The sequence below is a fragment of the Leclercia sp. genome, assembly GCF_036780805.1.
In the GTDB taxonomy this organism is placed as follows: domain Bacteria; phylum Pseudomonadota; class Gammaproteobacteria; order Enterobacterales; family Enterobacteriaceae; genus Enterobacter.
Genome location: NZ_DAIQCE010000009.1, coordinates 110,436 through 133,718, shown reverse-complemented (window position 1 = coordinate 133,718; position 23,283 = coordinate 110,436). Strand labels below are relative to the sequence as shown.

General features: G+C 53.9%; 25 protein-coding genes. 21 read left to right on the top strand and 4 right to left on the bottom strand.

Features of this window, described 5'->3' with window-relative positions; genetic code table 11:
- From V7Q49_RS18390 to V7Q49_RS18310, 17 genes are all read left to right on the top strand, one after another.
- On the top strand, positions 1-990 hold the full coding sequence (locus V7Q49_RS18390; protein ID WP_333854208.1) for a glycosyl hydrolase family 8: 990 nt from the start codon (positions 1-3) through the stop codon (positions 988-990).
- 335 nt (positions 991-1,325) lie between these two features.
- The gene (locus V7Q49_RS18385) at positions 1,326-1,778 is read left to right on the top strand and encodes a hypothetical protein (RefSeq protein ID WP_333854206.1); all 453 of its coding nucleotides are present in this window, start codon (positions 1,326-1,328) and stop codon (positions 1,776-1,778) included.
- 233 nt (positions 1,779-2,011) lie between these two features.
- Positions 2,012-3,130 carry a 1-propanol dehydrogenase PduQ gene (locus V7Q49_RS18380; RefSeq protein ID WP_333854204.1) on the top strand — a complete coding sequence of 373 codons (1,119 nt, stop codon included), beginning with the start codon at positions 2,012-2,014 and terminating at the stop codon, positions 3,128-3,130.
- Positions 3,131-3,269: 139 nt separating this feature from the next.
- Complete coding sequence (pduL, locus tag V7Q49_RS18375; protein WP_333854202.1) at positions 3,270-3,956, top strand: phosphate propanoyltransferase; 687 nt, start codon at positions 3,270-3,272, stop codon at positions 3,954-3,956.
- Positions 3,949-4,767, top strand: a complete 819-nt coding sequence (gene eutJ, locus V7Q49_RS18370; RefSeq protein WP_333854200.1) for an ethanolamine utilization protein EutJ — start codon at positions 3,949-3,951, stop codon at positions 4,765-4,767. Before pduL ends, eutJ begins: the two co-directional genes overlap by 8 nt.
- A gap of 10 nt (positions 4,768-4,777) precedes the next feature.
- A complete protein-coding gene (locus V7Q49_RS18365; RefSeq protein WP_333854198.1) occupies positions 4,778-5,494 on the top strand; it encodes a flavoprotein in 717 nt (238 codons plus the stop codon).
- 11 nt (positions 5,495-5,505) lie between these two features.
- The gene (locus V7Q49_RS18360) at positions 5,506-5,778 is read left to right on the top strand and encodes a EutN/CcmL family microcompartment protein (protein ID WP_142487159.1); all 273 of its coding nucleotides are present in this window, start codon (positions 5,506-5,508) and stop codon (positions 5,776-5,778) included.
- A 24-nt stretch (positions 5,779-5,802) separates the two neighbouring features.
- Positions 5,803-6,300, top strand: coding sequence for a GlcG/HbpS family heme-binding protein (locus V7Q49_RS18355; protein WP_333854196.1), 498 nt, complete (start codon positions 5,803-5,805; stop codon positions 6,298-6,300).
- Between the two features lie 30 nt (positions 6,301-6,330).
- Positions 6,331-7,530, top strand: a complete 1,200-nt coding sequence (tdcD, locus tag V7Q49_RS18350; RefSeq protein ID WP_333854194.1) for a propionate kinase — start codon at positions 6,331-6,333, stop codon at positions 7,528-7,530.
- A gap of 204 nt (positions 7,531-7,734) precedes the next feature.
- Positions 7,735-8,016, top strand: coding sequence for a propanediol utilization system shell hexameric protein GrpH (grpH, locus tag V7Q49_RS18345; protein WP_002438304.1), 282 nt, complete (start codon positions 7,735-7,737; stop codon positions 8,014-8,016).
- Between the two features lie 21 nt (positions 8,017-8,037).
- Entirely contained in the window at positions 8,038-8,823 is a 786-nt protein-coding gene (gene grpI, locus V7Q49_RS18340) for a propanediol utilization microcompartment protein GrpI (RefSeq protein WP_333854191.1), read from the top strand.
- 49 nt (positions 8,824-8,872) lie between these two features.
- On the top strand, positions 8,873-10,393 hold the full coding sequence (locus tag V7Q49_RS18335) for an aldehyde dehydrogenase family protein (RefSeq protein WP_333854189.1): 1,521 nt from the start codon (positions 8,873-8,875) through the stop codon (positions 10,391-10,393).
- 23 nt (positions 10,394-10,416) lie between these two features.
- Positions 10,417-10,716, top strand: coding sequence for a propanediol utilization system shell hexameric protein GrpK (grpK, locus tag V7Q49_RS18330; RefSeq protein WP_333854187.1), 300 nt, complete (start codon positions 10,417-10,419; stop codon positions 10,714-10,716).
- Between the two features lie 10 nt (positions 10,717-10,726).
- Positions 10,727-11,302: a DJ-1/PfpI family protein gene (locus tag V7Q49_RS18325; protein ID WP_333854185.1), complete on the top strand. Its 576-nt coding sequence runs from the start codon at positions 10,727-10,729 to the stop codon at positions 11,300-11,302.
- A gap of 48 nt (positions 11,303-11,350) precedes the next feature.
- Positions 11,351-13,903: a glycyl radical diol dehydratase GrpM gene (gene grpM / locus V7Q49_RS18320; protein WP_333854183.1), complete on the top strand. Its 2,553-nt coding sequence runs from the start codon at positions 11,351-11,353 to the stop codon at positions 13,901-13,903.
- Between the two features lie 114 nt (positions 13,904-14,017).
- Positions 14,018-14,935 carry a glycyl-radical enzyme activating protein gene (locus V7Q49_RS18315; RefSeq protein WP_333854181.1) on the top strand — a complete coding sequence of 306 codons (918 nt, stop codon included), beginning with the start codon at positions 14,018-14,020 and terminating at the stop codon, positions 14,933-14,935.
- 155 nt (positions 14,936-15,090) lie between these two features.
- Complete coding sequence (locus V7Q49_RS18310) at positions 15,091-15,996, top strand: permease (RefSeq protein ID WP_333854179.1); 906 nt, start codon at positions 15,091-15,093, stop codon at positions 15,994-15,996.
- Positions 15,997-16,114: 118 nt separating this feature from the next.
- On the opposite strand, the gene V7Q49_RS18305 is transcribed toward V7Q49_RS18310, so the two are convergent.
- The 4 genes from V7Q49_RS18305 to V7Q49_RS18290 all read right to left on the bottom strand — a co-directional run bounded on the left by V7Q49_RS18305 (position 16,115) and on the right by V7Q49_RS18290 (position 20,215).
- Positions 16,115-16,585: a BMC domain-containing protein gene (locus V7Q49_RS18305; protein ID WP_333854178.1), complete on the bottom strand. Its 471-nt coding sequence runs from the start codon at positions 16,583-16,585 to the stop codon at positions 16,115-16,117.
- Positions 16,586-16,632: 47 nt separating this feature from the next.
- Entirely contained in the window at positions 16,633-17,784 is a 1,152-nt protein-coding gene (gene metK / locus V7Q49_RS18300; protein ID WP_333854177.1) for a methionine adenosyltransferase, read from the bottom strand.
- Between the two features lie 119 nt (positions 17,785-17,903).
- Positions 17,904-18,968, bottom strand: a complete 1,065-nt coding sequence (locus V7Q49_RS18295; RefSeq protein WP_333854176.1) for an AraC family transcriptional regulator — start codon at positions 18,966-18,968, stop codon at positions 17,904-17,906.
- A 17-nt stretch (positions 18,969-18,985) separates the two neighbouring features.
- A complete protein-coding gene (locus V7Q49_RS18290; protein WP_333854174.1) occupies positions 18,986-20,215 on the bottom strand; it encodes a PocR ligand-binding domain-containing protein in 1,230 nt (409 codons plus the stop codon).
- A 296-nt stretch (positions 20,216-20,511) separates the two neighbouring features.
- Here V7Q49_RS18290 and V7Q49_RS18285 point away from each other — a divergent pair, with 296 nt between their 5' ends.
- The 4 genes from V7Q49_RS18285 (at position 20,512) to V7Q49_RS18270 (ending at position 23,283) form a co-directional block, all read left to right on the top strand.
- Entirely contained in the window at positions 20,512-20,676 is a 165-nt protein-coding gene (locus tag V7Q49_RS18285) for a hypothetical protein (RefSeq protein ID WP_333854172.1), read from the top strand.
- A gap of 146 nt (positions 20,677-20,822) precedes the next feature.
- Positions 20,823-22,250, top strand: coding sequence for an integrase family protein (locus V7Q49_RS18280; protein ID WP_333854170.1), 1,428 nt, complete (start codon positions 20,823-20,825; stop codon positions 22,248-22,250).
- Positions 22,247-22,963, top strand: coding sequence for a hypothetical protein (locus V7Q49_RS18275; RefSeq protein WP_333854168.1), 717 nt, complete (start codon positions 22,247-22,249; stop codon positions 22,961-22,963). The genes V7Q49_RS18280 and V7Q49_RS18275 overlap by 4 nt, the downstream gene beginning before the upstream one ends.
- Positions 22,964-23,073: 110 nt before the next feature.
- Positions 23,074-23,283 carry a helix-turn-helix domain-containing protein gene (locus tag V7Q49_RS18270; protein ID WP_333854166.1) on the top strand — a complete coding sequence of 70 codons (210 nt, stop codon included), beginning with the start codon at positions 23,074-23,076 and terminating at the stop codon, positions 23,281-23,283.

The window sequence follows — 23,283 nt, the reverse complement described above, 5'->3', positions numbered from 1 at the left end:
ATGTGGCAGCGAAGTAAGACCCTGATTCTGGTGCTGGGGATGATATTAAGTCATCAGGCCTTTGCCGGCCCCGCCTGGGACAGCTACAAAGCGCGATTTTTAATGGCGGATGGCCGCATCATTGATACCGGCAACAACAGTGTGAGCCACACTGAAGGGCAGGGCTTCGCCATGATGATGGCGGTGCGTAACAACGATCGCGCCGGTTTTGACAAAATCTGGGGCTGGACGAAGAAGAACCTGCAAAACCCGCAGACCGGGCTGTTCTACTGGCGTTATAACCCGGTGGCACCGGACCCGATTGCCGACAGAAACAACGCCACCGATGGCGATACCTTTATCGCCTGGGCGCTGTTAAAAGCGGGTACCCAGTGGAATGACAGTAGCTATCTGAACGCCTCGGACGCCATCACCAAATCGCTGCTGGCCCGCAACGTGATCAGCTTTGCCGGCTACCGCGTGATGCTGCCCGGCGCGAAGGGCTTTAACCTCAACAGCTATGTGAACCTTAACCCATCCTATTTCATCTTCCCGGCGTGGGAAGATTTCGCGAAGCGCAGTCATCTGACCGTGTGGCGTGACTTGATCAATGACGGGCAGAAGCTGCTGGTGAAGATGCGCTTCGGTAACACGCAACTCCCGGCAGACTGGGTGTCACTCTACGCCGACGGTCACGTGACCCCGGCGAAAGAGTGGCCGGCGCGCTTTAGCTACGATGCGATCCGCGTGCCGCTGTATATCAAGTGGGCGAATGCCTCCAGCCCGCTGATGACACCCTATACCGCGTACTGGGGACGGTTTGCCCGGAATCAGACGCCAGCATGGGTGAATGTCACCACCGGCGATCCCGCGCCGTACATGATGGAAGGCGGCCTGCTGGCGGTGCGTGATTTGGCGATGGGGCAACTCCCGGCGGGCGATCCGCAGATCACCACGCAGGAAGATTATTATTCTGCGAGTCTGAAGATGCTTGTGTCGCTGGCGAAATAAGGTTTTACCCTCCCGTTGTCGGGATTCTGGAAAGCGCCTCGCAAGATTGACTTGCGGTGGCGCTTTTTGCTTTCTGTGGGCGAGAGCAGGGCGTAGAGTCAGCGCGTTGCAGGAGAAACTGCAGCCGGGCGTAGGAACCCGAACAACTCAACTGCGGTACAGGTTTCTGTATCGGGCCAGCGCGCACCACTGTAAAATCTCAGGTGGCGTTGGCAGGGCAGCCGCAAGGCTGGCCGGTTGCCGTTGAGTTCCGGTTCCTAACCCTGTCAGCGCTACCACTCTTCTGAGCTTAGGAACTCAGGTTGTGGCTCATTAAACTCAACGGAGGCTGCCTTATGGCTACGATCCCAACCCTGTCTTATCCCGAATTTGACGAAAACGTTATTCATCATCTGCTCACCGCGCCGCTCCCCACCACCGCTGACCTGTTTGAGGTAACGGACCTGTGCACGGCCTATGTGAATGTCTTACTGGAAACAAAAGAGGTGTCTTCGCGTCTGGCGCTTTGCGGACGGTTATCTCATGTGCTCGCTCGTCTGGCGCACCTGTGTGATGAAGATTTACCCCCGCACCTGGTGGCGCAGCTCACCGTTGATGAGCTGCCCCAATCCGCGATGCCGCACTGCTGGCAGGACACCTGTCTGATGGTGGAGTATCTGCGCTCGCTGAATCAGGCGTTACTGGGGAATATGCTGCCGGAGAAGGTGGCGGAAGACCTGGCGGGACTGCTGCATGACATGGTGTATATCCTGCGGGATTATGTGCGGGAGCCGTACCGGCAGCATTAATATTGTTTGTAATGAGGCTGGCGGTGAACGCCAGCCTGTATTGAGTGAGTCCATCCCGCTGGATTAGTTTCACTATCCCGAAATGGACTTTTTTGCCCGCAGCATAACAATCGCGCAAAATAATCCTCCACCTGCACAAACATCCTTAGCCTTTCAAAAATAGCGCCATGTTAGTTTACCCCTATCGTTTATTACTGCTTACCGTGCCGGTATCCAGATAAGGGTTTCATCACATGGCCAGTTATTCTTTTTCCTGTCCGCAAATCTATTTTGGCGAGGAGGCAATCGCCTCGCTCAGCCAGTTTAATGACAAGCGCGTCGCTATTGTCACCGACGATTTTATGGTGACATCAGGTAAAACCCGTTATTTGATTAATTACATGCCACAGGCATCAGTCTGTATTTTTGGCGAGGTTAAACCCGACCCTGATATTGATATTCTCACCGCGGGCGCGGCACGTTTTAAAAACTTTAAACCTGACGTGATTATCGCCCTCGGCGGCGGGTCGTCGCTGGATGCGGCGAAAGGGATCAAAGTGACGCTGGAAGAGTATTTCGCCGATCATCACATCGCGCTTATCGCCATTCCGACGACCAGCGGATCCGGTTCCGAAGTCACCGCCTACGCGATCGTTTCCGATCCGCAAAACGGGCGTAAATATCCCCTGATCTCGGAACATCTGGTACCGGATATCGCTATTCTCGATCCAAATCTGGTGTTAACGGTGCCGCGTCATGTGGCGGTGGATACCGGAATGGATGTACTGACTCACGCCATCGAAGCGTTTGTCGCCACCGGCGCTAACGACTTTAGCGATGCGCTGGCGGAAAAAGCCATAGCGCTCACCTGGCGCTACTTGCCGCAGGTGTACAACGATGAAAAAGACATTGTGGCGCGCACCCATATGCACAATGCCTCCTGTATGGCGGGCATGGCATTTAACGGTGCCGGGCTGGGGCTGGTCCACGGCATGGCCCATGCCATTGGCGGCATGCTGCATATCCCCCACGGCAAAATTAACGCCATGCTGCTGCCGATAGTGATCGATTTCAACAGCAAGCAGGCCTCTGCACATACCCGCGAACGCTACCACCGCTGCGCGCAGATCATGGGGATCGAGCATGCCATTCCCGAGCAGGCTATCGCGCAGATGACGCAGGCTATTCGCCAGATTAACCGCCATTTTGGCATTCCCTCCACACTGAGCGAGTTGGGCATTGACCGGGAAAAAATCAGCACACTGCGCGCGGCGCTGGTGAGTTCAGCGCTGGCCGATGGGTGTACCGCGTCGAACCCGTGGCCTGCCACCGTACAGGACGTTGAAGCGCTAATCGATCGGGTGACGGGCTAACTGGACGCATTTGTCCCGCCCGCGTGAGGCGGGCAAAAAAGTCCTGACGATCAACAAATATCGGGCGTCGTGACTCCCTATGCTGATGAACAGACGCCCAGTCCTCCTGAGATAACTCTATAACCAGGTCGTTTCCGTTATGAATTACACCGAACAACAAGCTGAATGGATCACCCAACAAATCCTCCAGGAACTCGCCGCCGGAAAACGTCCGGTAGCACCCGTCACCGCCCCCGTTGCGCTGGATATCCCGGTGGGCGTGTCGAACCGTCACGTTCACTTATGCCGGGAGGATATGGACATTCTGTTTGGCTACGGCTCCACGCTGACCCGTTTTAAAGCGGTTAAACAGCCGGGGCAGTACGCGGCCGAAGAAATGGTGACGCTGCGCGGCCCGAAAGGCGAGTTGAGCAAGGTACGGGTATTAGGTCCGTTGCGTAATACCACCCAGGTTGAAATCTCCGTCGCCGACGGTTTCGCGCTGGGTGCCAGGGCACCGGTGCGTATGTCGGGCGATCTGCTGGATTCGCCGGGGATTGAGATCATCGGCCCGAAAGGCCGCGTGGTGAAGCACAACGGCATGATTGTTGCCTGGCGGCATATCCATATCTCACCGCAGGAAGCCGAGCTGCATGGCCTGCGCGACGGGATGGAAATCGACGTTCAGACCAACGGGCCACGTGGCGGCGTGCTGAGCCACGTGGTGGTGCGTGTCACGGCGGATGCGGTGCTGGAACTGCATATCGATGTCGAAGAGGCTAACGGTTTCGGCCTGCGCAACGGCGACAGAGTGCACGGTATCAAACAGGGTGTGCGCCATGGCTGACAGCCCCGAAAACCGCCGTTTGCACGCCCTGGCTGCCCTGATTGAGAGCGGCGAATGTCGGCCCTGTACCGGCGCGTTGAAGGTGGGGGTGGATCTCGGCACGGCCAATATCGCGATAGTGGTCGTGGATGAGGATAACCAGCCGGTGGCGGGGGTGACTTACCCCTCAAGCGTAGTGAAGGACGGCGTGGTAGTGGATTACCTCACCGCCAGCCGGGTGGTATCGCGGCTGAAATGCATTCTCGAGGAACGACTGGGCCGTACCCTCGATCGCGCGGCAACTGCCATTCCGCCGGGGATTTCCGACGGCAACACTAAAGTGATCGTCAACGTCGTGGAGTCGGCGGGCTTTACCGTCACCCGGGTGCTCGATGAACCGGTGGCGGCCGCCAGCGCGCTGAATATTAAAAACGGCGCGGTGGTGGATGTGGGGGGCGGGACCACCGGGATGAGTATTTTAAAAAGCGGCAAAGTGACCTTCAGCGCCGATGAGCCCACCGGCGGCAGCCATATGACGCTGGTTATCGCGGGTGCGCTCGGCCTGACGTATGCCGAGGCGGAGGCGATGAAAAAAGATCCGGCGCTGGAAGCGCAGATTTTTACCCTGGTGCAGCCGGTGGCGCAAAAAATGGCCAGCCTGGTGTCGGGATGGCTCACCACGCAGCAGGTGAAAACTATCTACCTGGTGGGCGGCGCCAGCAGTTTTAGCCAGTTTGCCGCGGTGTTCAGCAAACAGACCGGCAAAAATGTGGTTCCGTCGATAGAGCCGCTGTTGGTCACGCCGTTAGGCATCGCGATGAATGCGGGGTAAGGGAGAACAGATGGACAGCCAGACCTTATCGCAACTGCTTGACCGGGCGATCGCCGAATTGCTGGCGCAGTCCGTGGCGCAAAAAAACGTTCGTGTGGTGGTGACCGGGGACGATCTCTCTTCGCTTCCTGAAACCCTGAACTGCCTCGCGGCGCTGGAGCAGGCGGGCTACCAGCTGTGGGTGTTTTTCTCTCACAGCGCCAGCCAGTCGGCGCTGAAATCGGCCTGCATCGACGGGCTTCGCCAGCGCGGCTCCCGGGCCGGGTTCGACCACCCGAGCGCGGATTATGACGCTCTCTATTTACCGGCCCTCTCGGTCAACAGCATGAGCAAAATCGCGCTGGGTATCCGCGACAACCTGGCATGCGAGGCCGTATTTCAGGCATTGCAGCAGCATAAACAGGCGATCGCCACGCTGCATCCGCAATGCCATGACAGCCGTTTGCCGCTGCCGCTGTTGGCCCGGCTGGAAGGTTACACCCGGGTGCTGGAAAGCTACGGCGTGACGATTTCAGGCAAGAAAATGGCGCAGGTTGATGCCGGCCCGACCGGCCTGTCAGCGCCCTCCGCCAGCCTGCCGGTCGTCGGGAAAAAACGCTTAATCACCCTACGGGATATTCGCCTGCTGGCTCCCGATCGGGCGTTGCGGGTCGAGCGCGATACGCTGATCACGCCTGCCGCCAAAGATGAAATCAAGCGGCGCAATCTCACCCTTATTCACGGCTAGCCGGAGGAAGTATGTACCTCGCAAAAGTCACGGGTGCGTTGGTTTCCACTACCAAACACACCTCTCTGAATGGTTCGAAGCTGCTGATGGTAGCGCGCCTGGATGAAAACTATCAGCCTACCGGCCATGCTCAGGTCGCCGTGGATACCGTCGGCGCGGGTAACGGTGAGATTGTTATCGTCACCACCGGCAGCTCGGCGCGGATGAGCAACAGCAAAGAGCACTCGGTGATCGACGCTGCCGTGGTGGGCATCGTCGACTCGCTCGAACTTAACGGCAAATAGCGGCGTACCGGGGAGGATTAAGGTATGGCTACGCACAACGCTGCGCTCGACAACTGGATTAACGACGCCATCGCCACGCAACTGCCGGAGCGGCGGATGTCCCTGAGCCTCGACGAGGGTGAATTGCTGGCGAAGCTGGTACGCGAGGCCGCCACGGCCTGCAATGTGCCGATTGTTTTCAGCCTGGTGGATGCCTTCGGGCATCAGCGGCTTTTTTTCAGCATGGATCACGCCCTGCTGATAAGCCATACCCTGGCACCGCAAAAAGCCTGGACTGCCGTGGCGCTGAAGATGGCGACGCATGAACTGGCGAAGCAGGTGCAACCGGGCGGGGAGTTATACGGCCTTGATAAAGAAAAAGAGATCTGTTGCTTCGGCGGCGGATTTCCCTGCTGGTCGGGCGGACGCCTGCTCGGCGGTATTGGCGTCAGCGGCGGCAGCGTGGAAGACGACATGCGCATCGCCCGCCAGGCGCTGGCGCGGTTTAGCGCGCTGCGTTATCCCCTCGCAACAACACGTTAATTTTCATCGTAGTCCTTTTCAGGGGTCATCATGTCCTTAGCTTGTGTTTTAGTGATTAACTGTGGTTCTTCCTCCATGAAGTTCTCGGTCATCCCCCGGGATGCCGACCAGCCGGTGCTGTCTGGTCTGGCGGAGCGGCTGGGGATTGATCATGCCACCATGACGTTTAACGATCGCGACGGCACGACATCCCGCGTGGCGCTGGACGAAGCCAGCCATCAATACGCGTTGAATGTCCTGTTCAGGAGGCTCGCGGAACGGCAGCTGCTGGATACCCTTACCGCCATCGGTCATCGCGTGGCGCACGGCGGCAGTGATTTTAAAGGTTCGGTGCGGGTGACCGACGAGGTGATTGAAAAAATCAGCGCGCTGTCGGCACTGGCGCCGTTGCATAACCCCGCCAACCTGATCGGCATTGAAGCGGCGCGCGCGCTGCTGCCCGCGCTGCCGCAGATCGCGGTGTTTGATACCGCGTTCCACCAGACGTTATCTCCGGCCGCCTATACCTACGCTATCCCGCTGGAGTACCAGCACGATTATCAGGTGCGCCGCTACGGTTTTCACGGCACCTCTCATCGCTACATCGCCAGCGAAGCGCTGAACGCACTGGATCTGGACCCGGCGGATCACGGGATCGTGATTGCCCACCTGGGGAATGGCTCTTCTGTTTGCGCCGTGCAGAACGGTGAGAGTGTCGACACTTCAATGGGCATGACGCCGCTGGAAGGGCTGGTGATGGGCACGCGCTGCGGCGATCTGGACTTCGGTGCCGCCGCCTATCTGGCGAAATGCACCGGGCAACCTGTCGATGCGCTGTACAAAATGGTCAACAACCAGTCCGGCTTATTGGGCATTTCGGGGCTGTCCAGCGATTGTCGTACGTTGCAGGAAGCCCGGGCGGCGGGGCACGCGCGGGCGACACTGGCCATTGAGGTGATGGTACATCGCCTCGCCCGGCATATCGGCGGCCATGTCACGGCACTTAAACGCTTCGATGCCCTGATTTTTACCGGCGGCATTGGCGAGAACTCGGCGCTGATCCGGGAACTTACCGTGCAACGCCTGCAGGCGTTGGGGCTGGCGCTGGATGCCGGGCGCAATCAGCAGATGTTCGGCGGACGCCGCGGGCTGATTTCCGCAGCGGGCTCGACAAAAATTGCCGTTATCCCGACCAATGAAGAAAAAATGATTGCGATGGACGCGGCGGACCTTGCCCGTCGTGCGGAATAAAAATAAGGCTTTTATTGTTGCAGACAGGTGGATTTTATTGTCGGGAGGAGAGGACTGAAAACAAGATAGTCCCGCTAGCGCGCAAAACATTTTGTCCAAATAACTTTAGTATCAGCATGCATAAATAATTCACGCACAGGGTAAAGCCGTGGATTGCTATTCCTCTGTGCACGTTTTCTTTCTATCGGAAATATCGAGGTTGGTATGCAACAAGAAGCTTTAGGAATGGTTGAAACGAAAGGTCTGGTCTCGGCAATCGAAGCGGCAGACACCATGGTGAAATCCGCCAATGTGACCCTGGTGGGGTATGAAAAAATCGGTTCCGGTCTGGTCACCGTGATGGTTCGTGGCGACGTGGGTGCAGTAAAAGCGGCTACCGACGCGGGTTCTGCCGCTGCGGGTAAAGTGGGCGAACTGGTCTCCGTACACGTTATTCCGCGTCCGCACATTGAGGTGGAAAAAATTCTGCCGAAGGCCGTCGGTTAATAACAATAAGGGATACTGATCATGAGAGATAATCTTGTTGAGCAGATTATATCTGACGTAATGAATAAACAAACCGATGCGAAGCCGAAGGCCAATACCGCCGCCAACTTCGCCGGTTGCGGAATTACGGAATTTGTCGGCACTGCGCTGGGTCATACTATCGGCCTGGTGATTGCCAATGTCGATAATCAGTTACATGAAATTATGAATATCGACAAGAAATATCGCTCGATCGGTATTCTGGGCGCACGTACCGGCGCAGGCCCGCAAATTTTTGCGGCGGACGAAGCCATTAAAGCGACTAACAGTGAGATTATTTCTATCGAGCTGGCTCGCGATACGGAAGGGGGCGGCGGACACGGCTGCTTAATTATTTTTGGTGCGTCTGATGTTTCCGACGTCAGACGCGCGGTAGAAGTCGCGCTGGCAGAAATTGAACGCACGATGGGCGACGTCTATGGCTCGCCGGCGGGCCACCTTGAATTTCAATACACCGCGCGTGCCAGCTATGCGCTGCATAAAGCGCTGGGGGCACCGATTGGCAAATCCTTCGGAATGACCTGTGCCTCGCCTGCGGCGATTGGCCTGGTGATTGCTGACGCTGCGGCGAAATCCGCCGTTATCGACCCGGTGGGCTACGCCAGTCCGTCGAAAGGCACCAGCTTCAGTAACGAAGTGATCTTTACTTTTTCCGGTGATTCCGGCGCGGTACGCCAGGCGGTGATTGCCGCACGTGAAGTAGGCCTGCAACTGCTCTCCACGTTAGATCCGGCGGACATTAAATCCACCACGACGCCGTATATCTAAGCCGCGGGTGACGACGCGCGCGACGCGGTCGGTAGTAAGGAATTTAAAGATGAATGATATTGAAATCGCTCAGGCTGTCTCGACCATTCTGAGCAAATTTACCAAAGCAACATCGGATACGGCCCCGGTAGCGGCCCCCGCTACGGCACAGGCGGCGCGGGTTGAAAGCCTGGATGATATCGTCGCGAAAGCGCTGGCGCAGCAGCAGGCCGGGCGCGCTGATGCTGCATCCCCTCAGGTCGCGAATGCCGGAACCGGCGCATTCGAAACCATGGAGGAGGCGATTTCAGCGGCCGTGCTGGCGCAGGTACAGTATCGCCACTGTTCTATGCAAGACCGTGCCTCGTTTATTAATGGCATTCGCGACGTTTTCCTGCAAGAGGATGTTCTGTGCGCCATTTCCCGTATGGCGGTGGATGAAACCGGCATGGGTAATTACGAGGACAAACTGATCAAAAACCGCGTCGCAGCGCTGAAAACGCCGGGTCTTGAAGACCTGGCCACCCGCGCGATTACCGGAGACGGGGGGTTAACGCTGATCGAGTACTCCGCGTTCGGGGTGATTGGTTCGATTACACCCACCACCAACCCGACCGAAACCATCATCAACAACAGTATCAGTATGCTGGCGGCGGGCAACACCGTGGTCTTCAGCCCCCACCCGCGTTCGCGCAAAGTTTCGCTGTATGCGGTTGAGCTGATCAATACCCGACTTGCTCAGCTGGGTGCGCCGGCCAACATGGTGGTCACGGTGACGCAACCGTCTATCGATAACACGAATGCCATGATCAACGATCCCCACATCAACATGCTGGTGGCCACTGGCGGGCCGGCCATCGTGAAAACCGTGATGTCATCCGGCAAGAAAGCGATTGGCGCTGGGGCAGGAAACCCACCTGCGGTAGTAGACGAGACGGCGGATATCGAAAAAGCGGCTCGCGATATCATTAAAGGCTGCAGCTTCGACAACAACCTGCCGTGCGTGGCCGAAAAAGAGGTGATTGTGGTGAATCAGGTCGCTGACTATCTGATCCACTGCATGAAGAAAAGCGGCGCATATCTGCTGTGCGACAAGAAACTGATTCAGCAGTTGCAGACGCTGGTACTGAATGAAAAAGGTACCGGGCCGAATACCGGGTTTGTCGGTAAAGATGCCCACTACATCCTTCAGCAGCTGGGGATTACCGTGGGCGACGATATCAAAGTCATCTTAATCGAGACGGAGAAAAACCATCCGTTCGTGGTACATGAACTGATGATGCCCGTCCTGCCGGTGGTGCGTGTCGACAACGTTGACGAAGCCATCGAACTGGCGGTGCAAGTGGAGCACGGCAATCGACATACCGCAATTATGCACTCCACCAACGTCGAAAAGCTGACCAAAATGGCGCGCCTGATCCAGACCACCATCTTTGTGAAAAATGGTCCCTCCTATGCGGGGATAGGGGTAGGTGGCGAAGGGCATGCCACCTTTACGATTGCCGGGCCGACCGGCGAAGGGCTTACGTCAGCACGCGCGTTTGCACGGCATCGTCGCTGCGTAATGGTTGAAGCGCTGAATATTCGCTAACCATCGTGAAGGGTAACGCAAAGATGAAAAAACGGATCATAAACGCGCCGACCGCAGATATCCTGGCCATGTTGAAACGGCGCATGCCTGGGGAGTTTCGTTCGCGTCTGGAGTTGATTCGCATCGACGCCATTGGATTGTTAATGCTGCCAGTACCGGATCTCTATTTTTATGCTGATGCGGCCAGCAAAAGCGCCAATGTAGTGGTATCGGAAATCTTTGGCAGTTGCCCCCAGCACATCACCACCCTGGCCATTTTCGGCGAAGTCGCGGCGGTGCATGAAGCCATGCGAATCATTGAGGAAGACGATAATCAGTTTTGAGAGTTCGCTTATGAAAAAGATATTACTTATCGCAGGCGATTTCTCTGAAGACTATGAAGTCATGGTGCCATGGCAGGCATTAAGCATGTTAGGTTTCAGAGTGGATGTCGTGTGTCCGGGTAAACGAACCGGTGAGTTTATTAAAACCGCGATTCATGATTTTGAAGGTGACCAAACCTATACGGAAAAACCCGGACACCTTTTTAGATTAACCGCATCATTTGACGAAATAAAGTTACAGGAATATTGCGGCGTATATATTTCAGGCGGGCGTTCATCGGAATACCTGCGATTAAATAAATCGGTCCTGAATATCTTACATTACGCAATGAATTTCTCCTTACCTGTTGCCGCAATTTGTCATGGCCCGCAAATTCTGGCCGCTGCGGGGGTATTAAAAGACAGAAAATTGACCGGATACTTTACGGTGCAACCGGAGGTGGAAATGGCGGGTGGCCTGTGGGTCGCCGCAGCGGATGATGAGGCGGTCGTGGACGGCAACCTCATGACCGCGACCACCTGGATGGGGCATCCGGCATTATTACGTCACTTTATTACGCAGACAGGTATAAGCATTATTCATTAATACCCCGGCATCGCCGCAAGGTTATCAAAATATATTCGGGAGTTTTATATGTTAGAGAAAGGCTTTTCTAATCCGACTGACCGTGTTGTAAGACTGAAAAATATGATCCTGACGGCAAAGCCGTATGTGGAATCTGAGCGTGCCGTACTGGCAACCGAAGCCTATAAAGAGACGGAACAACTGCCGGCGATTATGCGTCGTGCAAAAGTGGTTGAAAAAATCTTTAATGAATTACCGGTGACGATTCGCCCGGATGAATTAATCGTCGGGGCGGTAACGATTAATCCACGCTCGACGGAAATCTGCCCGGAATTCTCTTACGACTGGGTGGAAAAAGAATTCGAGACGATGGAGCACCGTGTCGCCGACCCGTTCATTATCCCGAAAAAGACCGCTCAGGATCTGCATGAAGCGTTCAAATACTGGCCGGGTAAAACCACCAGTTCTCTGGCCGCCTCTTACATGTCGGACAGCACCAAAGAGAGTATGGCGAGCGGGGTGTTCACCGTGGGCAACTACTTCTTTGGTGGCGTCGGCCACGTAAGCGTCGACTACGGTAAGGTGCTGAAAATCGGTTTCCGCGGCATCATTAACGAAGTGACCCGTGCTCTCGACGCGCTGGATCGCACCGAACCGGGCTACATCAAGAAAGAGCAGTTTTATAACGCGGTACTGATAAGCTATAACGCCGCGATCCGTTTTGCCCATCGTTACGCGGAAGAAGCCTCCCGCCTGGCGCAGCTGGAAAGCAACCCGACCCGTAAACGTGAACTGGAGCAAATCGCTCAGAACTGTACCCGCGTACCCGAATACGGTGCGACCACGTTCTGGGAAGCGTGCCAGACCTTCTGGTTCATCCAGAGCATGTTGCAGATCGAATCCAGCGGTCATTCTATCTCCCCGGGCCGTTTCGACCAGTATATGTATCCCTATCTGGCGGCCGATAAATCCCTCTCCCGCGAATTCGCACAGGAGCTGGTCGATTGCTGCTGGATTAAACTCAACGACATCAACAAAACCCGTGACGAAGTGTCTGCCCAGGCGTTCGCCGGTTATGCCGTGTTCCAGAACCTGTGCTGTGGTGGCCAGACCGAAGACGGTCGCGACGCGACCAACGATCTGAGCTACATGTGTATGGAAGCAACCGCACACGTGCGTTTGCCGCAGCCGTCTTTCTCCATCCGCGTGTGGCAGGGCACCCCGGACGCATTCCTGTATCGCGCTTGCGAACTGGTGCGCATGGGCCTTGGCGTTCCGGCGATGTACAACGATGAAGTGATCATCCCGGCGCTGCAAAACCGTGGCGTATCGCTGCGTGACGCGCGTGATTACTGCATTATCGGTTGTGTGGAGCCGCAGGCGCCGCATCGCACCGAAGGCTGGCATGACGCGGCGTTCTTTAACGTGGCGAAAGTGCTGGAAATCACCCTCAACAACGGCCGTGTCGGCAGCAAACAGCTTGGCCCGGTGACCGGTGAACTGACGCAGTACACCGGCATGGATGATTTCTACAGCGCATTCAAGAAACAGATGGCGCACTTCGTTCATCAACTGGTTGAGGCCTGTAACAGCGTAGATATCGCCCACGGTGAACGCTGTCCGCTGCCGTTCCTGTCGGCTCTGGTAGACGATTGCATTGGTCGTGGTAAATCGCTGCAGGAAGGCGGCGCGATTTACAACTTCACTGGCCCGCAGGCGTTCGGCGTCGCTGACACCGGTGACTCCGTCTATGCCATCCAGAAGCAGGTGTTTGAAGATCGTAAGCTCTCCCTGAGCGAGCTGAAAAGCGCGCTGGAAAGCAACTTCGGGCATCCTGTGGGCGCCAACCCTCACGCCCCGGCAGCGAAATCCTCGCTTAGCGAGCAAGACATCTACGATGTGGTGAAACGCATCATTGAGCAGCATGGCGCGCTGGATCCAGCGGCGATTAAAAACGAAGTTTATCGTCAGCTGACATCCGGCAATGCGGCCCCGGCGCAATCCGGTAGCCTCTCCCGTCATGAAGAGATCCGCCGTATCCTGGAAAATACCCCTTGCTTCGGCAACGATATCGATGACGTGGATTTAGTGGCGCGTCAATGTGCCCTGATTTACTGCCAGGAAGTGGAGAAATATACCAACCCGCGTGGCGGCCAGTTCCAGGCCGGTATCTACCCGGTTTCTGCCAACGTGCTGTTCGGGAAAGACGTGGCAGCGCTGCCGGATGGCCGTCTGGCGAAAGAGCCGCTGGCCGATGGCGTGTCGCCGCGGCAGGGTAAAGATACTCTCGGCCCAACCGCCGCAGCCAACTCGGTGGCCAAGCTCGATCACTTTATCGCCTCCAACGGCACGCTCTACAACCAGAAATTCCTGCCGTCTTCGCTGGCTGGCGAGAATGGTCTGCGTAACTTCAGCGGCCTGGTGCGTAACTACTTCGATAAGAAAGGGATGCACGTTCAGTTCAACGTGATCGACCGCAACACGCTGATTGAAGCGCAGAAAAACCCTGAACAGCATCAGGATCTGGTGGTACGCGTGGCAGGTTACAGCGCCCAGTGGGTCGTGCTGGCGAAAGAGGTGCAGGACGACATCATTAGCCGTACTGAACAACAACTGTCGTAAAAAACACCCGGGCCAGAGAGGACACCCTCTGGCCCGGTATTATTCATTGTTACACCGTCTGGTTTTTATTTTTACCTGCAAAGGTAATGTAACTGGCTAATATAGAGTGATGTTATGAATAAAGTTGAGTACGAAACCGAAGGCGTCATCTTTAATATTCAACGCTATTCTTTGCATGATGGTCCTGGCATTCGCACGATCCCCTTTTTTAAAGGTTGCCCACTCTCCTGCAAATGGTGTAGTAATCCTGAATCACAACGTCCGCAGCCAGAACTGTTATTTAAAAAGAATGATTGTATTCGCTGTGGTAAATGTATTGATGTCTGTCCGCAACAGGCGCTATCAACCAGCAATAGCTGGTTTATCGATCGTGACCGCTGTATCCAGTGCGGGAAATGTACTGAGGTCTGTCCGACCCGCGCGCTGGAAATGAAAGGCAAGCGGATGTCGGTGGCGGCGGTGATGCGTGAGCTGGAAAAAGAAGAGAACTTATACCGTCGTTCCGGTGGCGGGATTACCCTGTCCGGCGGCGAACCCCTGGCACAGCCTGAATTCGCCCGGGAACTGTTGAAAGCCTGTAAGGCCAAGGGGTGGCATACCGCCATTGAAACCACCGGCTTCACCACCAAAGCCGTGATAGACGCGGTGTTTCCCTACATCGACCTGGCGCTCACCGATATCAAAGCGATCGACCCCGACGTGCATCAGCGTAACACCGGCGTGAATAACAGCGTGATTCTGGAAAATCTGCTGCGTATTTCATTTTTAACCAAAGTGGTGGTGCGTATTCCGGTGATCCCAGGCGTGAACGATAATCCGCAGGAAATTCATCATATCGCTGAGTTTGCTCGCCTAATGCACAATGTCGATACTATTCACTTATTGCCTTATCACAGCTTCGGCGAGAATAAATATAATTTGCTTGGCCGCCAGTATCCGCTGAGCGATGCGAAAAGTATTGCTGAAGCCCACATGGCAACGTTAAAAGCGACGGTTGAATCATTAGGTTTTAACTGTCATATCGGTGGCTGATTAACGGAGCCATCAGAGCGCGGCACAATAATGCTGCGCTTTTTTTATTTACGCGACACATATTATTTTAATTATAAAAATACCCGGAGCCCGTCTGCATTCTGCATTTCATTTACGTTGTCCTTTACTTTAATCCTATTACAGAGGTGAGCTATATGAATAGCTTAGACATTTTCGTTGCCTTCGGCGGCGGTATATTTGGCGCGGCCATTGGCGCGCTGGCGGCGTTTGAATTCGTTGGGCTTCTGGTGATCGCCATGGCGGTCGTGCAAATTATTACCGGGGCGCCATCGGATTTTATTACCTTTCCGTTTGGGCTGTTTGGGCCGCATACCGGCGGCTTTGCTGCGGGCGTGGCGGCAACCGCGTACGCGGCAAAGCGAGGCAAACTGGGCTCCGGGCGCGATATTACCGCCGGGCTGAGCGGGCTGGCAGCCTATGACGTGCTGCTGGTGGGCGGGATTTTCGGTGCGGGCGGCTACATCATCGCCTGGGGGCTGAATCAGATCCCGGCGTTCCCATCCGGTCATGCCTGGACCGATACCGTGGCGCTGACGGTGGTGATCTCTGGGGTGATCAGCCGACTGATGTTTGGTAAAACAGGCCTGTTTGGTAAGCCGGAGCAGGGGATACGCCACTGCTACCCGCCGCAGGATAAATGCTGGATGCCCTACCACAGCCGCATTCCACAGCTTTCGGTGCTGGGCCTGGGCATCGGCCTGATGGCCGGTTTTTTAGGACTCAAGTTCGGCGGCAACGGCGCGCTGCTGGCGTTCGGTATTTCTGCGTTCTCGCTGATCTTTTTGCACTTCAACACCCAGGTGCCCGTATCGCACCATATCGCGTTGCCCGCCGCGCTGGCGGCGGCGTTGTCCGGTAGCCTGATATGGGCGGGGATTGTCGGTATTATTTGCGCGCTGTTAGGCGAGCTCATGTCGCGTATCTTCCTGGTCCATGGCGATACCCATATCGATCCACCGGCGATGGCCATTGCCATTATGACCACCGCGGTGAACCTGCTGGCGACCATCGGGCTGTTCACCCTGGTCCCGCTACTGTAGCGCCTGGTGAGTAAAGAAAAGCCAGTGGGCCCGCCCTGCTGGCTTTTTTGTTTTCCGGGGGATAAAAAAATGCCGCGCTGAACGGCTATTCAGTGCGGCATTTTGAGGTCCAGTGGCGTTATTTTTTCTTCGGCCCTGGACGCGGCCCTTTCTTCACGGGATCCTGCGGCGTTTCCTCAACGCTATCCATGCAGGATGCGCTGAGGGACGTTTCTATATTCACCACCGGGATGGCCTGAGCTGGCGTCTCTTCAACCTGTGCGACAGCAGGCGTTGGCGTTTCAGGTTCAGGCCGCACGATGCCGACCGTCTCCGTTGAGTGAATAATATGCTCAATATGCTGCGCGGTACGGGCAATCACTTTGTGGGCGTATACGCTGCCCACCCGGTCAGCCGCGCTGATGGCTGCCGCCACGGCGGCGTTAATCGCGCCAATTTCGCCTTCCAGCTTTACCGTGACCATCCCGCCGCCTTTGGTTAGCTCATAGCCCACCAGGCTGACGTTAGCGGATTTCATGGCGGCATCCGCGGCTTCCACCGCCGCAGCCATTCCGACGGTTTCGATCAAGCCTAAACTTTGCCCGGACATACACTTCTCCTGTAGATAAATTCACATTATGCTGCGCGCGCGTTGGATTATCGGCCAACGTCTTCGCGTAAAAGCGCCGCTTTATCCGTGCGTTCCCACGGAAAGCTGTCGCGTCCAAAGTGGCCGTAGCAGGCCGTTTTACGATAGCGGGGGACCAGCAGGTCGAGCGTGTTGATGATGCCGTAGACGCTGAGATCAAAATGGCGGTTAACCGCCTGCTGCAACGCCCACGTTGATACGTTCTGCGTGCCAAAGGTGTTAATCCTGACAGAAATGGGGCGGGGGAGGCCGATGGCCCATCCCAGCTGGACTTCGCAGCGCGACGCAAGACCGGCAGCGACAATATTATTTGCCACGTAGCGGGCGGCGTAGGCAGCGGAACGATCGACCTTCGACGGATCTTTACCGGAAAATGCGCCTCCGCCGTGACAGGCCGCTCCGCCGTAGGTATCGACGATAATTTTGCGCCCGGTTAACCCACAATCACCCACCGGACCCCCAATCACAAAAGCCCCTGCCGGATTGACCAGAAAGCGGGTATGTGGCGTGAGCCAGTGCGATGGCATGACCGGTTTGATGATCTCTTCGATAACCGCTTCCCGCAGGGCCGCCAGCGAGATAGTCGGGCTGTGCTGGGTAGACACAACCACGGTATCCACCGAATGTACCTGGTTATCCTGATAGCGCAGGGTGACCTGGCTTTTGGCATCGGGGAGTAGAAACGCCAGCCGTTGAGACTTACGCAGCTGCGCCTGGCGCGCCATCAGGCGATGGGCGTAAACCAGCGTGGCGGGCATCCGTTCCGGGGTTTCATCACAGGCGTAGCCGAAGGTGATGCCCTGATCGCCTGCGCCCAACGCGGCCGGGGAGTCACCGCGAATGCCCTCGGCAATATTGCTGGACTGTTTGCCGAGAATATTCAGCACGGCACAGGTATTGCCGTCGAAGCCCAACCGGGAATGATCGTAGCCAATCTCTTTAATGGTATTGCGGACGATCTGCTCGATATCCACCGTGGCGTGAGTGGAGATTTCGCCTGCGACGATAGCGACGCCGGTTTTAACCAGGCATTCGCAGGCCACTTTGCCCCAGGGGTCCTGCAGGAGAATGGCATCCAGAATGGCGTCGGAAATCTGATCGGCCATTTTGTCGGGATGCCCTTCGGCAACGGATTCGGAAGTAAACAGGTAATCGTTCAAAACGAGGCCACTTGTCTGGAAGGTTTATTCCTATCTTAGAGGGCAACCAGACAAGGGGGCGTACACTATCTTGCGGGTCTGTTGGACTATTTTGTTTTCATTTACGCGCCAGCGCAAAATTACGCCAGGGACGCATTCTCTTCCGGGATCGCGATTTTCCGGTAATCAGAGGGGGCCATACCGGTCTCTTTTTTGAAGATGCGACAGAAGTAGTTGGCGTCCTGCCAGGCCAGCTCCAGCGCAATGGTGTTCACTTTCAGGTCGCTAAACTGCAGCAGCGATTTAGCGATGGTGATTTTGCGCGTGGCGATATAATTCGAAAAACCGATGCCGGTGATTTTCTTGAACGCCCGGCTCAGGTAACAGGAGCTGACGAACGATTTTGCCGCGACGTCGTCCAGCGTCAGATTGCGGAGGATATTTTTCTCAATATGAAATTTCGCCCGCTCAATAAAATCGATATTGCCGGTATAACTTTTGAACGCATAATCAAACAGCACCTCGCTGAGAGTCAGCAGGTCGGTCATCACCCGAAAGTAACGGCTCTCGGTTATGCCGTACTGATTGACGTCTTTTATCAGGGCGGCGACTTTACGTTGGGCTGGAGCTAATTTTTCGCCCTGTGCGGCAACATATTGGCTGACGATTTCCAGAAAATCGCCGATCGCTTTGCGTTTATTCTCGTCAGCGCCGTTGACCTGACACGCGCCGTTAAGCATGTCGAAAATAAGGCTGTGCCACGGGGCATAGTGACATTCGTCGATCAGGCTGAACACTTTTTGCTTCAGCGCCCGGGATTTTTCGTTATCACCTTCGTCAACGTCGAGCGTTTTTTTAATGGTATCGGTCAGAATGCTTTTTTTAACCGGCTTCAGCAGGTAATCATTCACTTTGAGGTTATACATACTGCGCACGATATCGAAATCATCGTTTGCCGTGGTGACAATGACTTTGGTATCGGTGGTTTTTTTTCTGAGATATTCAATGACCTGATTGCCGTTTGGCAGCGGAATGTTGATGTCCACGAAGATCATGTCGATATGGTCCAGCTGGTCGATCAACTGAATAGCTTTTTTGCCCGTGGAGGCTTCGTGAATCACGGCGTTTTCCACGCTCTGGGAAATGATCCGTACCAGGGATTCAAGCTCGATGGGCTCATCTTCAACGATAACGATGTTAAACATATGTCCTCTTTCTGCTATCAGGCTTCCTGCATCGGGAAACGAAGTTTAATGGTTGTGCCCATCCTGGGCTTGTTGGCGCTCATGATCTCCAGGCCGTAGCTCTCACCAAATAACAGTTTTAATCTATTTTTTATGTTGTTGATGCCGATGCTGCCTTTTTGTAGATTTTGGTCGCCGGACAAAATCCGTTCGATAGCATCCGCAGAGATGCCGTCGCCATTATCGGTGACCTCAATAACCACATCCTGACCGTCATCTGTGGCGCGGATCAGCAGATGGCTGCTGGTGTCGCGCGGTTCCACCACGTAGTTGAAGAAGTTCTCTACCAGCGGCTGCAGGATCAAAAAGGGGCAGACCACATCCAGATATTTCTCGGGGATGTCATACTGATAATCAAAGCGGTCGCTCATGCGCACTTTTTGAATCGACATGTAACTGTTGACGTAATTCATCTCATTGCGCAGCGTAATCAGCCCATGATTATTTTTGCGTAGCAAGTAGCGCATCATGTCGGAGAAATCATGCACCATGGTTTCGGTACGCTGGGCATCTTCAAGAAACGCCAGGCGACCAATGGTGTTTAATACGTTGAATAAAAAATGCGGGTTGATCTGATAAGAGAGTGCTTTAAATTCTGCTTCATGTAGTGAACGCTCAATTTCAACACGCATTCTTAATTCGTTAGTCAATTCCAGATCTTTTTTACGTAACTCGCGTTGAATATTATTGGCGTGTGCCTGTTCCACCAGATATGAAGAAACATGTAATAGCGTTGAGGCTGTAGATTCAAAGCGCTCATAGTGCATTCGGCGCGTATTTTGATGTAAATTAATCAACCATGGGTTTTCTTCCCAGATTTGATTGTTATCCAGAATATAGGGAATGCTGCGCTCTTTTTCCTCTTCCACTTTGACCTGGCCGGAAATAAATGCCCCAAGGTAATGATCGTTAATCATGATAGGGACCGCAAACTCGACAAAACCGCAGTAGCAGCGGTACACCACGGGCTCGCGCGCCTGCATCGCCGCTCGCCCGCCCGCCTTGTCGCTTTCATAGCAGTGATGGGTCAGATTAGGGTTAAGACGCGAGCGTGCGCAGAAGTCTGAAAAACCGCTGGGCCGGGTGACGGGAACGCCGTTTTCATCCACTACCACCAACGCGATCGTCATCGATTTGGAAAAATTATCCTGCAAGGTCTGAAGTCTTTGTACGTCCAAAAACTCATGTAGCTTGTAATTATTCATCATTCGTTCAGCCTGCATTTTTAAAGCCTTATCGCATATTTAAAAATAAACGATCTGATGAGATAAAATATTGAAATGGGTCACGGCAATAAAAAAGCTATTAAAATTCATGTTAATATCATGTCGATAATGTTGGGTGAATGTAACGAAAATACGTAATTAACCGCATGTTGGATTAATCTCAATAACAATTTGAGGTGTTCAGTTTAAATCTTATTTTAAGGGGGAACGCTAATACGCGAGGAAGATATTATGGTGAGTAGGGCGATCCTGATGTCATGACGTTGCTGGCGCGCTTGATGGAAAAAGAAGGTCAAAGTCAGGAAGGCCGTGAGGATGCAAAACAAAAGGGCCGACGATTTCTCGTCAGCCCTTGCTGTATCTGGTGGCCCCTGCTGGACTTGAACCAGCGACCAAGCGATTATGAGTTAAGCATCAATATCTTACCTAAAAATACTTTTTGATAATTATCAATAGCTTAATCATTTTAACAACCACTGTATAAATACCTGTATATACTCAAAAATACTTTGCTGCGGTATCCTATGGGTATCCTGGAGCAAAACAAGCGATTCGTAGGATTCTCTGATCGTTTGGTCACGAGGTTACAGTGGAAACCTTCAAATTTACCAAAGCCAAAATTGAAAGCCTACCGCCAGCAGAAAAAGGTCAGGTGGAATACGGCGATACCGTAGTTAATGGCCTGCGCGTTCGCGTCGGTACCAGTGGCGTTAAGAGCTTTTGCATTTCCAGAAAGCGTAGCGGCAAGTTTATCCGCGCAACGCTCGGGAGGTTTCCCGATCTCTCTGTGGACAATGCCCGGGCGAAAGCACTCGAATTGCTTGGTGGTGTTGCAACCACAGGACAAAACCCTAACGTAGCGAAGCGGGTAAACGAAAAAGCAGCCGTAACGCTATGCGATGCCTTGGACACCTACATTCAAAATCGCGGCCACCGCCTGAAACCAACAACCGAAAAGCAATATCGCGCCATCCTGCAAAATTACTCAGGCGACTGGATGAAACAATCCCTGTCTGCCATTACGCGTGAACGTGTTGAGCATCGCCATAAAGCTGTTACCGATGGCTCCGTTTGGTTTGGTGCTGATAAGGGGACATTGAGAGCCGGGGTCGGAGCAGGAAGTAAAGCACAAGCGGATCTGTGGGCTAGGGCACTGCGTGCCGTTTATCGTTTCGCGCATGATCATTATCGAGATGAAGAAGGCAAAACATTGCTGCCTGATCCACCAACACTGGTGCTGAGCACAAAGCGCCAGTGGCATGGCACGATCAGAAAAACGGAGCGAATCCGTACTCATGATTTCGCGCGCTGGCTGGGCGCTGTCTCTGTAGTGCGTGATACAGCTGAACAAGGCCGGGATGATGTAGCAGCTGCAATATGTGATGCTGTAGAGATGTCGATTTTTACTGGTTTACGCAAATCAGAAATTTTCGGTCTAACCTGGGATCGCGTGAATATGGGCGGGCGATTTTTCTGGATTGATATCACCAAGAACGGCGACCCTCTGGAGCTACCTATGACAGGTACGTTGCTCGAGCTTTTCCGGCGCCGGCTGAAAATGAAATCTGGTGACGAGGTATTAGTGTTTCCCGGTGCGAAAGGCATCATTAAAGAATATCGGCATGTTATCGATCGCATCAGTGCCGCAACCATCCCAAGTCCCAACCCTGATATGCTGCAGCCAATACCTTTCAAATGGCACGATGGTCGCCGTACCTTTGGTACCGTTGCCGAGCTGGTGGGCGTGGGGAGTTATATCCTTAAGCGGCTGATGAACCACCGGACAATGCGCAGCGCAGACGTAACGCAGGGTTATCTTCATTTCGGCGCAGATGAATTGCTGGAGCCAGCTTCCAGAATAGAACGCGCTATTCTTGAGTATGCAGGATTGGTCGAAATTAAAAGCGGACTCGATAGTCAGCTGATTAATGCTCTAAGCACATTAAGTGATGATGAAAAGAGAAAGTTAATTTTCCAATGTCTCAATAAAGAAACTAAATCTGAGGCAAAGAAATGAAAAAAATGAAACTAAAAAGAGAAGCTTTTCTGGTTGCTCCATTTATTACTGACCTGTTCGCACTGGGAGTCGACTCACCGGGCGGAATAGTATTAACAGAGTTTCTCAAGCAAGATGGAGGGAAATCAGCAATAGAGCGTATAACATCATATTTTGATGCCTCTGCTGAACCTATGTCAGAGTTTCTGCATTTTATTGGATGTGAAGATTTTGAAGATGTTGAGCCAAATAAAATCAAAGCGTTATCTATAGCATTGAGTATGGATTCGAATAATGACCTGTGCCTTGATGTTCCATTCAAGGGAGAAGGCGTCGATATTTTAAATTCTGCACTGACATTGAATGCTCTGGGACTTAAAAATCAAGCTGATAGATTGGTTAGAATCGGCATAAAAATGACCATTGAGAATATTTTTAATGATGCTCTTGCGTCAATTAGTAATAGAGAAATTATCTCAAAGAGCCAAAGTGAAAGAGCGAAAAAACCTCGGAATGCTTATTACTCAGAGATTATGGAGGTGATCAGGCTTACTTGGTTGACGTACCCCGGCGCCTCTAAAACAGGAATCATCGAAGAATTAATGGTGCAGTATCATAAGAAAGTAACGAGGGGGTCATTGGATAACTGGATCGAAAGCTCTGGCCTAAGACCACCAAAGCCCAAGAAGTACACCTCATTCGAATTGGTTTACCCCCCAATAGCCGGCTATTAGGGGGCATTAGCCGGTTATCGCCTCTGAGTAACAGGCTGTTGGACTGATAATCCAATACTTGAAAATGGATAGTTATCACCATTGTTAATCTGCAATTGAAGGTGATAACTATGCGTTCTGTTCCACTCAATCCATCCCTATCTCGCTTCACCCGCGCTGAAGCCGCATCCTACCTTGGCGTAAACCCCCAGACTCTCGCTAACTGGGCTTGTACCGGTAAGGTATCAATTCCGCATCATAAGGTGGGGAGAAAGGTCATTTACATGAAGTCAGATCTGGATACGTACCTTGCAGCGAACCGTCGTACTCAGACAGCGTGA

Bases quoted from the DNA above. Each gene is read 5' to 3' on its own strand.
- V7Q49_RS18390 (WP_333854208.1), top strand. From the start codon at position 1: ATGTGGCAGCGAAGTAAGACCCTGATTCTGGTGCTGGGGATGATATTA.
- V7Q49_RS18385 (WP_333854206.1), top strand. From the start codon at position 1,326: ATGGCTACGATCCCAACCCTGTCTTATCCCGAATTTGACGAAAACGTT.
- V7Q49_RS18380 (WP_333854204.1), top strand. From the start codon at position 2,012: ATGGCCAGTTATTCTTTTTCCTGTCCGCAAATCTATTTTGGCGAGGAG.
- pduL (WP_333854202.1), top strand. From the start codon at position 3,270: ATGAATTACACCGAACAACAAGCTGAATGGATCACCCAACAAATCCTC.
- eutJ (WP_333854200.1), top strand. From the start codon at position 3,949: ATGGCTGACAGCCCCGAAAACCGCCGTTTGCACGCCCTGGCTGCCCTG.
- V7Q49_RS18365 (WP_333854198.1), top strand. From the start codon at position 4,778: ATGGACAGCCAGACCTTATCGCAACTGCTTGACCGGGCGATCGCCGAA.
- V7Q49_RS18360 (WP_142487159.1), top strand. From the start codon at position 5,506: ATGTACCTCGCAAAAGTCACGGGTGCGTTGGTTTCCACTACCAAACAC.
- V7Q49_RS18355 (WP_333854196.1), top strand. From the start codon at position 5,803: ATGGCTACGCACAACGCTGCGCTCGACAACTGGATTAACGACGCCATC.
- tdcD (WP_333854194.1), top strand. From the start codon at position 6,331: ATGTCCTTAGCTTGTGTTTTAGTGATTAACTGTGGTTCTTCCTCCATG.
- grpH (WP_002438304.1), top strand. From the start codon at position 7,735: ATGCAACAAGAAGCTTTAGGAATGGTTGAAACGAAAGGTCTGGTCTCG.
- grpI (WP_333854191.1), top strand. From the start codon at position 8,038: ATGAGAGATAATCTTGTTGAGCAGATTATATCTGACGTAATGAATAAA.
- V7Q49_RS18335 (WP_333854189.1), top strand. From the start codon at position 8,873: ATGAATGATATTGAAATCGCTCAGGCTGTCTCGACCATTCTGAGCAAA.
- grpK (WP_333854187.1), top strand. From the start codon at position 10,417: ATGAAAAAACGGATCATAAACGCGCCGACCGCAGATATCCTGGCCATG.
- V7Q49_RS18325 (WP_333854185.1), top strand. From the start codon at position 10,727: ATGAAAAAGATATTACTTATCGCAGGCGATTTCTCTGAAGACTATGAA.
- grpM (WP_333854183.1), top strand. From the start codon at position 11,351: ATGTTAGAGAAAGGCTTTTCTAATCCGACTGACCGTGTTGTAAGACTG.
- V7Q49_RS18315 (WP_333854181.1), top strand. From the start codon at position 14,018: ATGAATAAAGTTGAGTACGAAACCGAAGGCGTCATCTTTAATATTCAA.
- V7Q49_RS18310 (WP_333854179.1), top strand. From the start codon at position 15,091: ATGAATAGCTTAGACATTTTCGTTGCCTTCGGCGGCGGTATATTTGGC.
- V7Q49_RS18305 (WP_333854178.1), bottom strand. From the start codon at position 16,585: ATGTCCGGGCAAAGTTTAGGCTTGATCGAAACCGTCGGAATGGCTGCG.
- V7Q49_RS18295 (WP_333854176.1), bottom strand. From the start codon at position 18,968: ATGTTTAACATCGTTATCGTTGAAGATGAGCCCATCGAGCTTGAATCC.
- V7Q49_RS18290 (WP_333854174.1), bottom strand. From the start codon at position 20,215: ATGATGAATAATTACAAGCTACATGAGTTTTTGGACGTACAAAGACTT.
- V7Q49_RS18285 (WP_333854172.1), top strand. From the start codon at position 20,512: ATGGAAAAAGAAGGTCAAAGTCAGGAAGGCCGTGAGGATGCAAAACAA.
- V7Q49_RS18275 (WP_333854168.1), top strand. From the start codon at position 22,247: ATGAAAAAAATGAAACTAAAAAGAGAAGCTTTTCTGGTTGCTCCATTT.
- V7Q49_RS18270 (WP_333854166.1), top strand. From the start codon at position 23,074: ATGCGTTCTGTTCCACTCAATCCATCCCTATCTCGCTTCACCCGCGCT.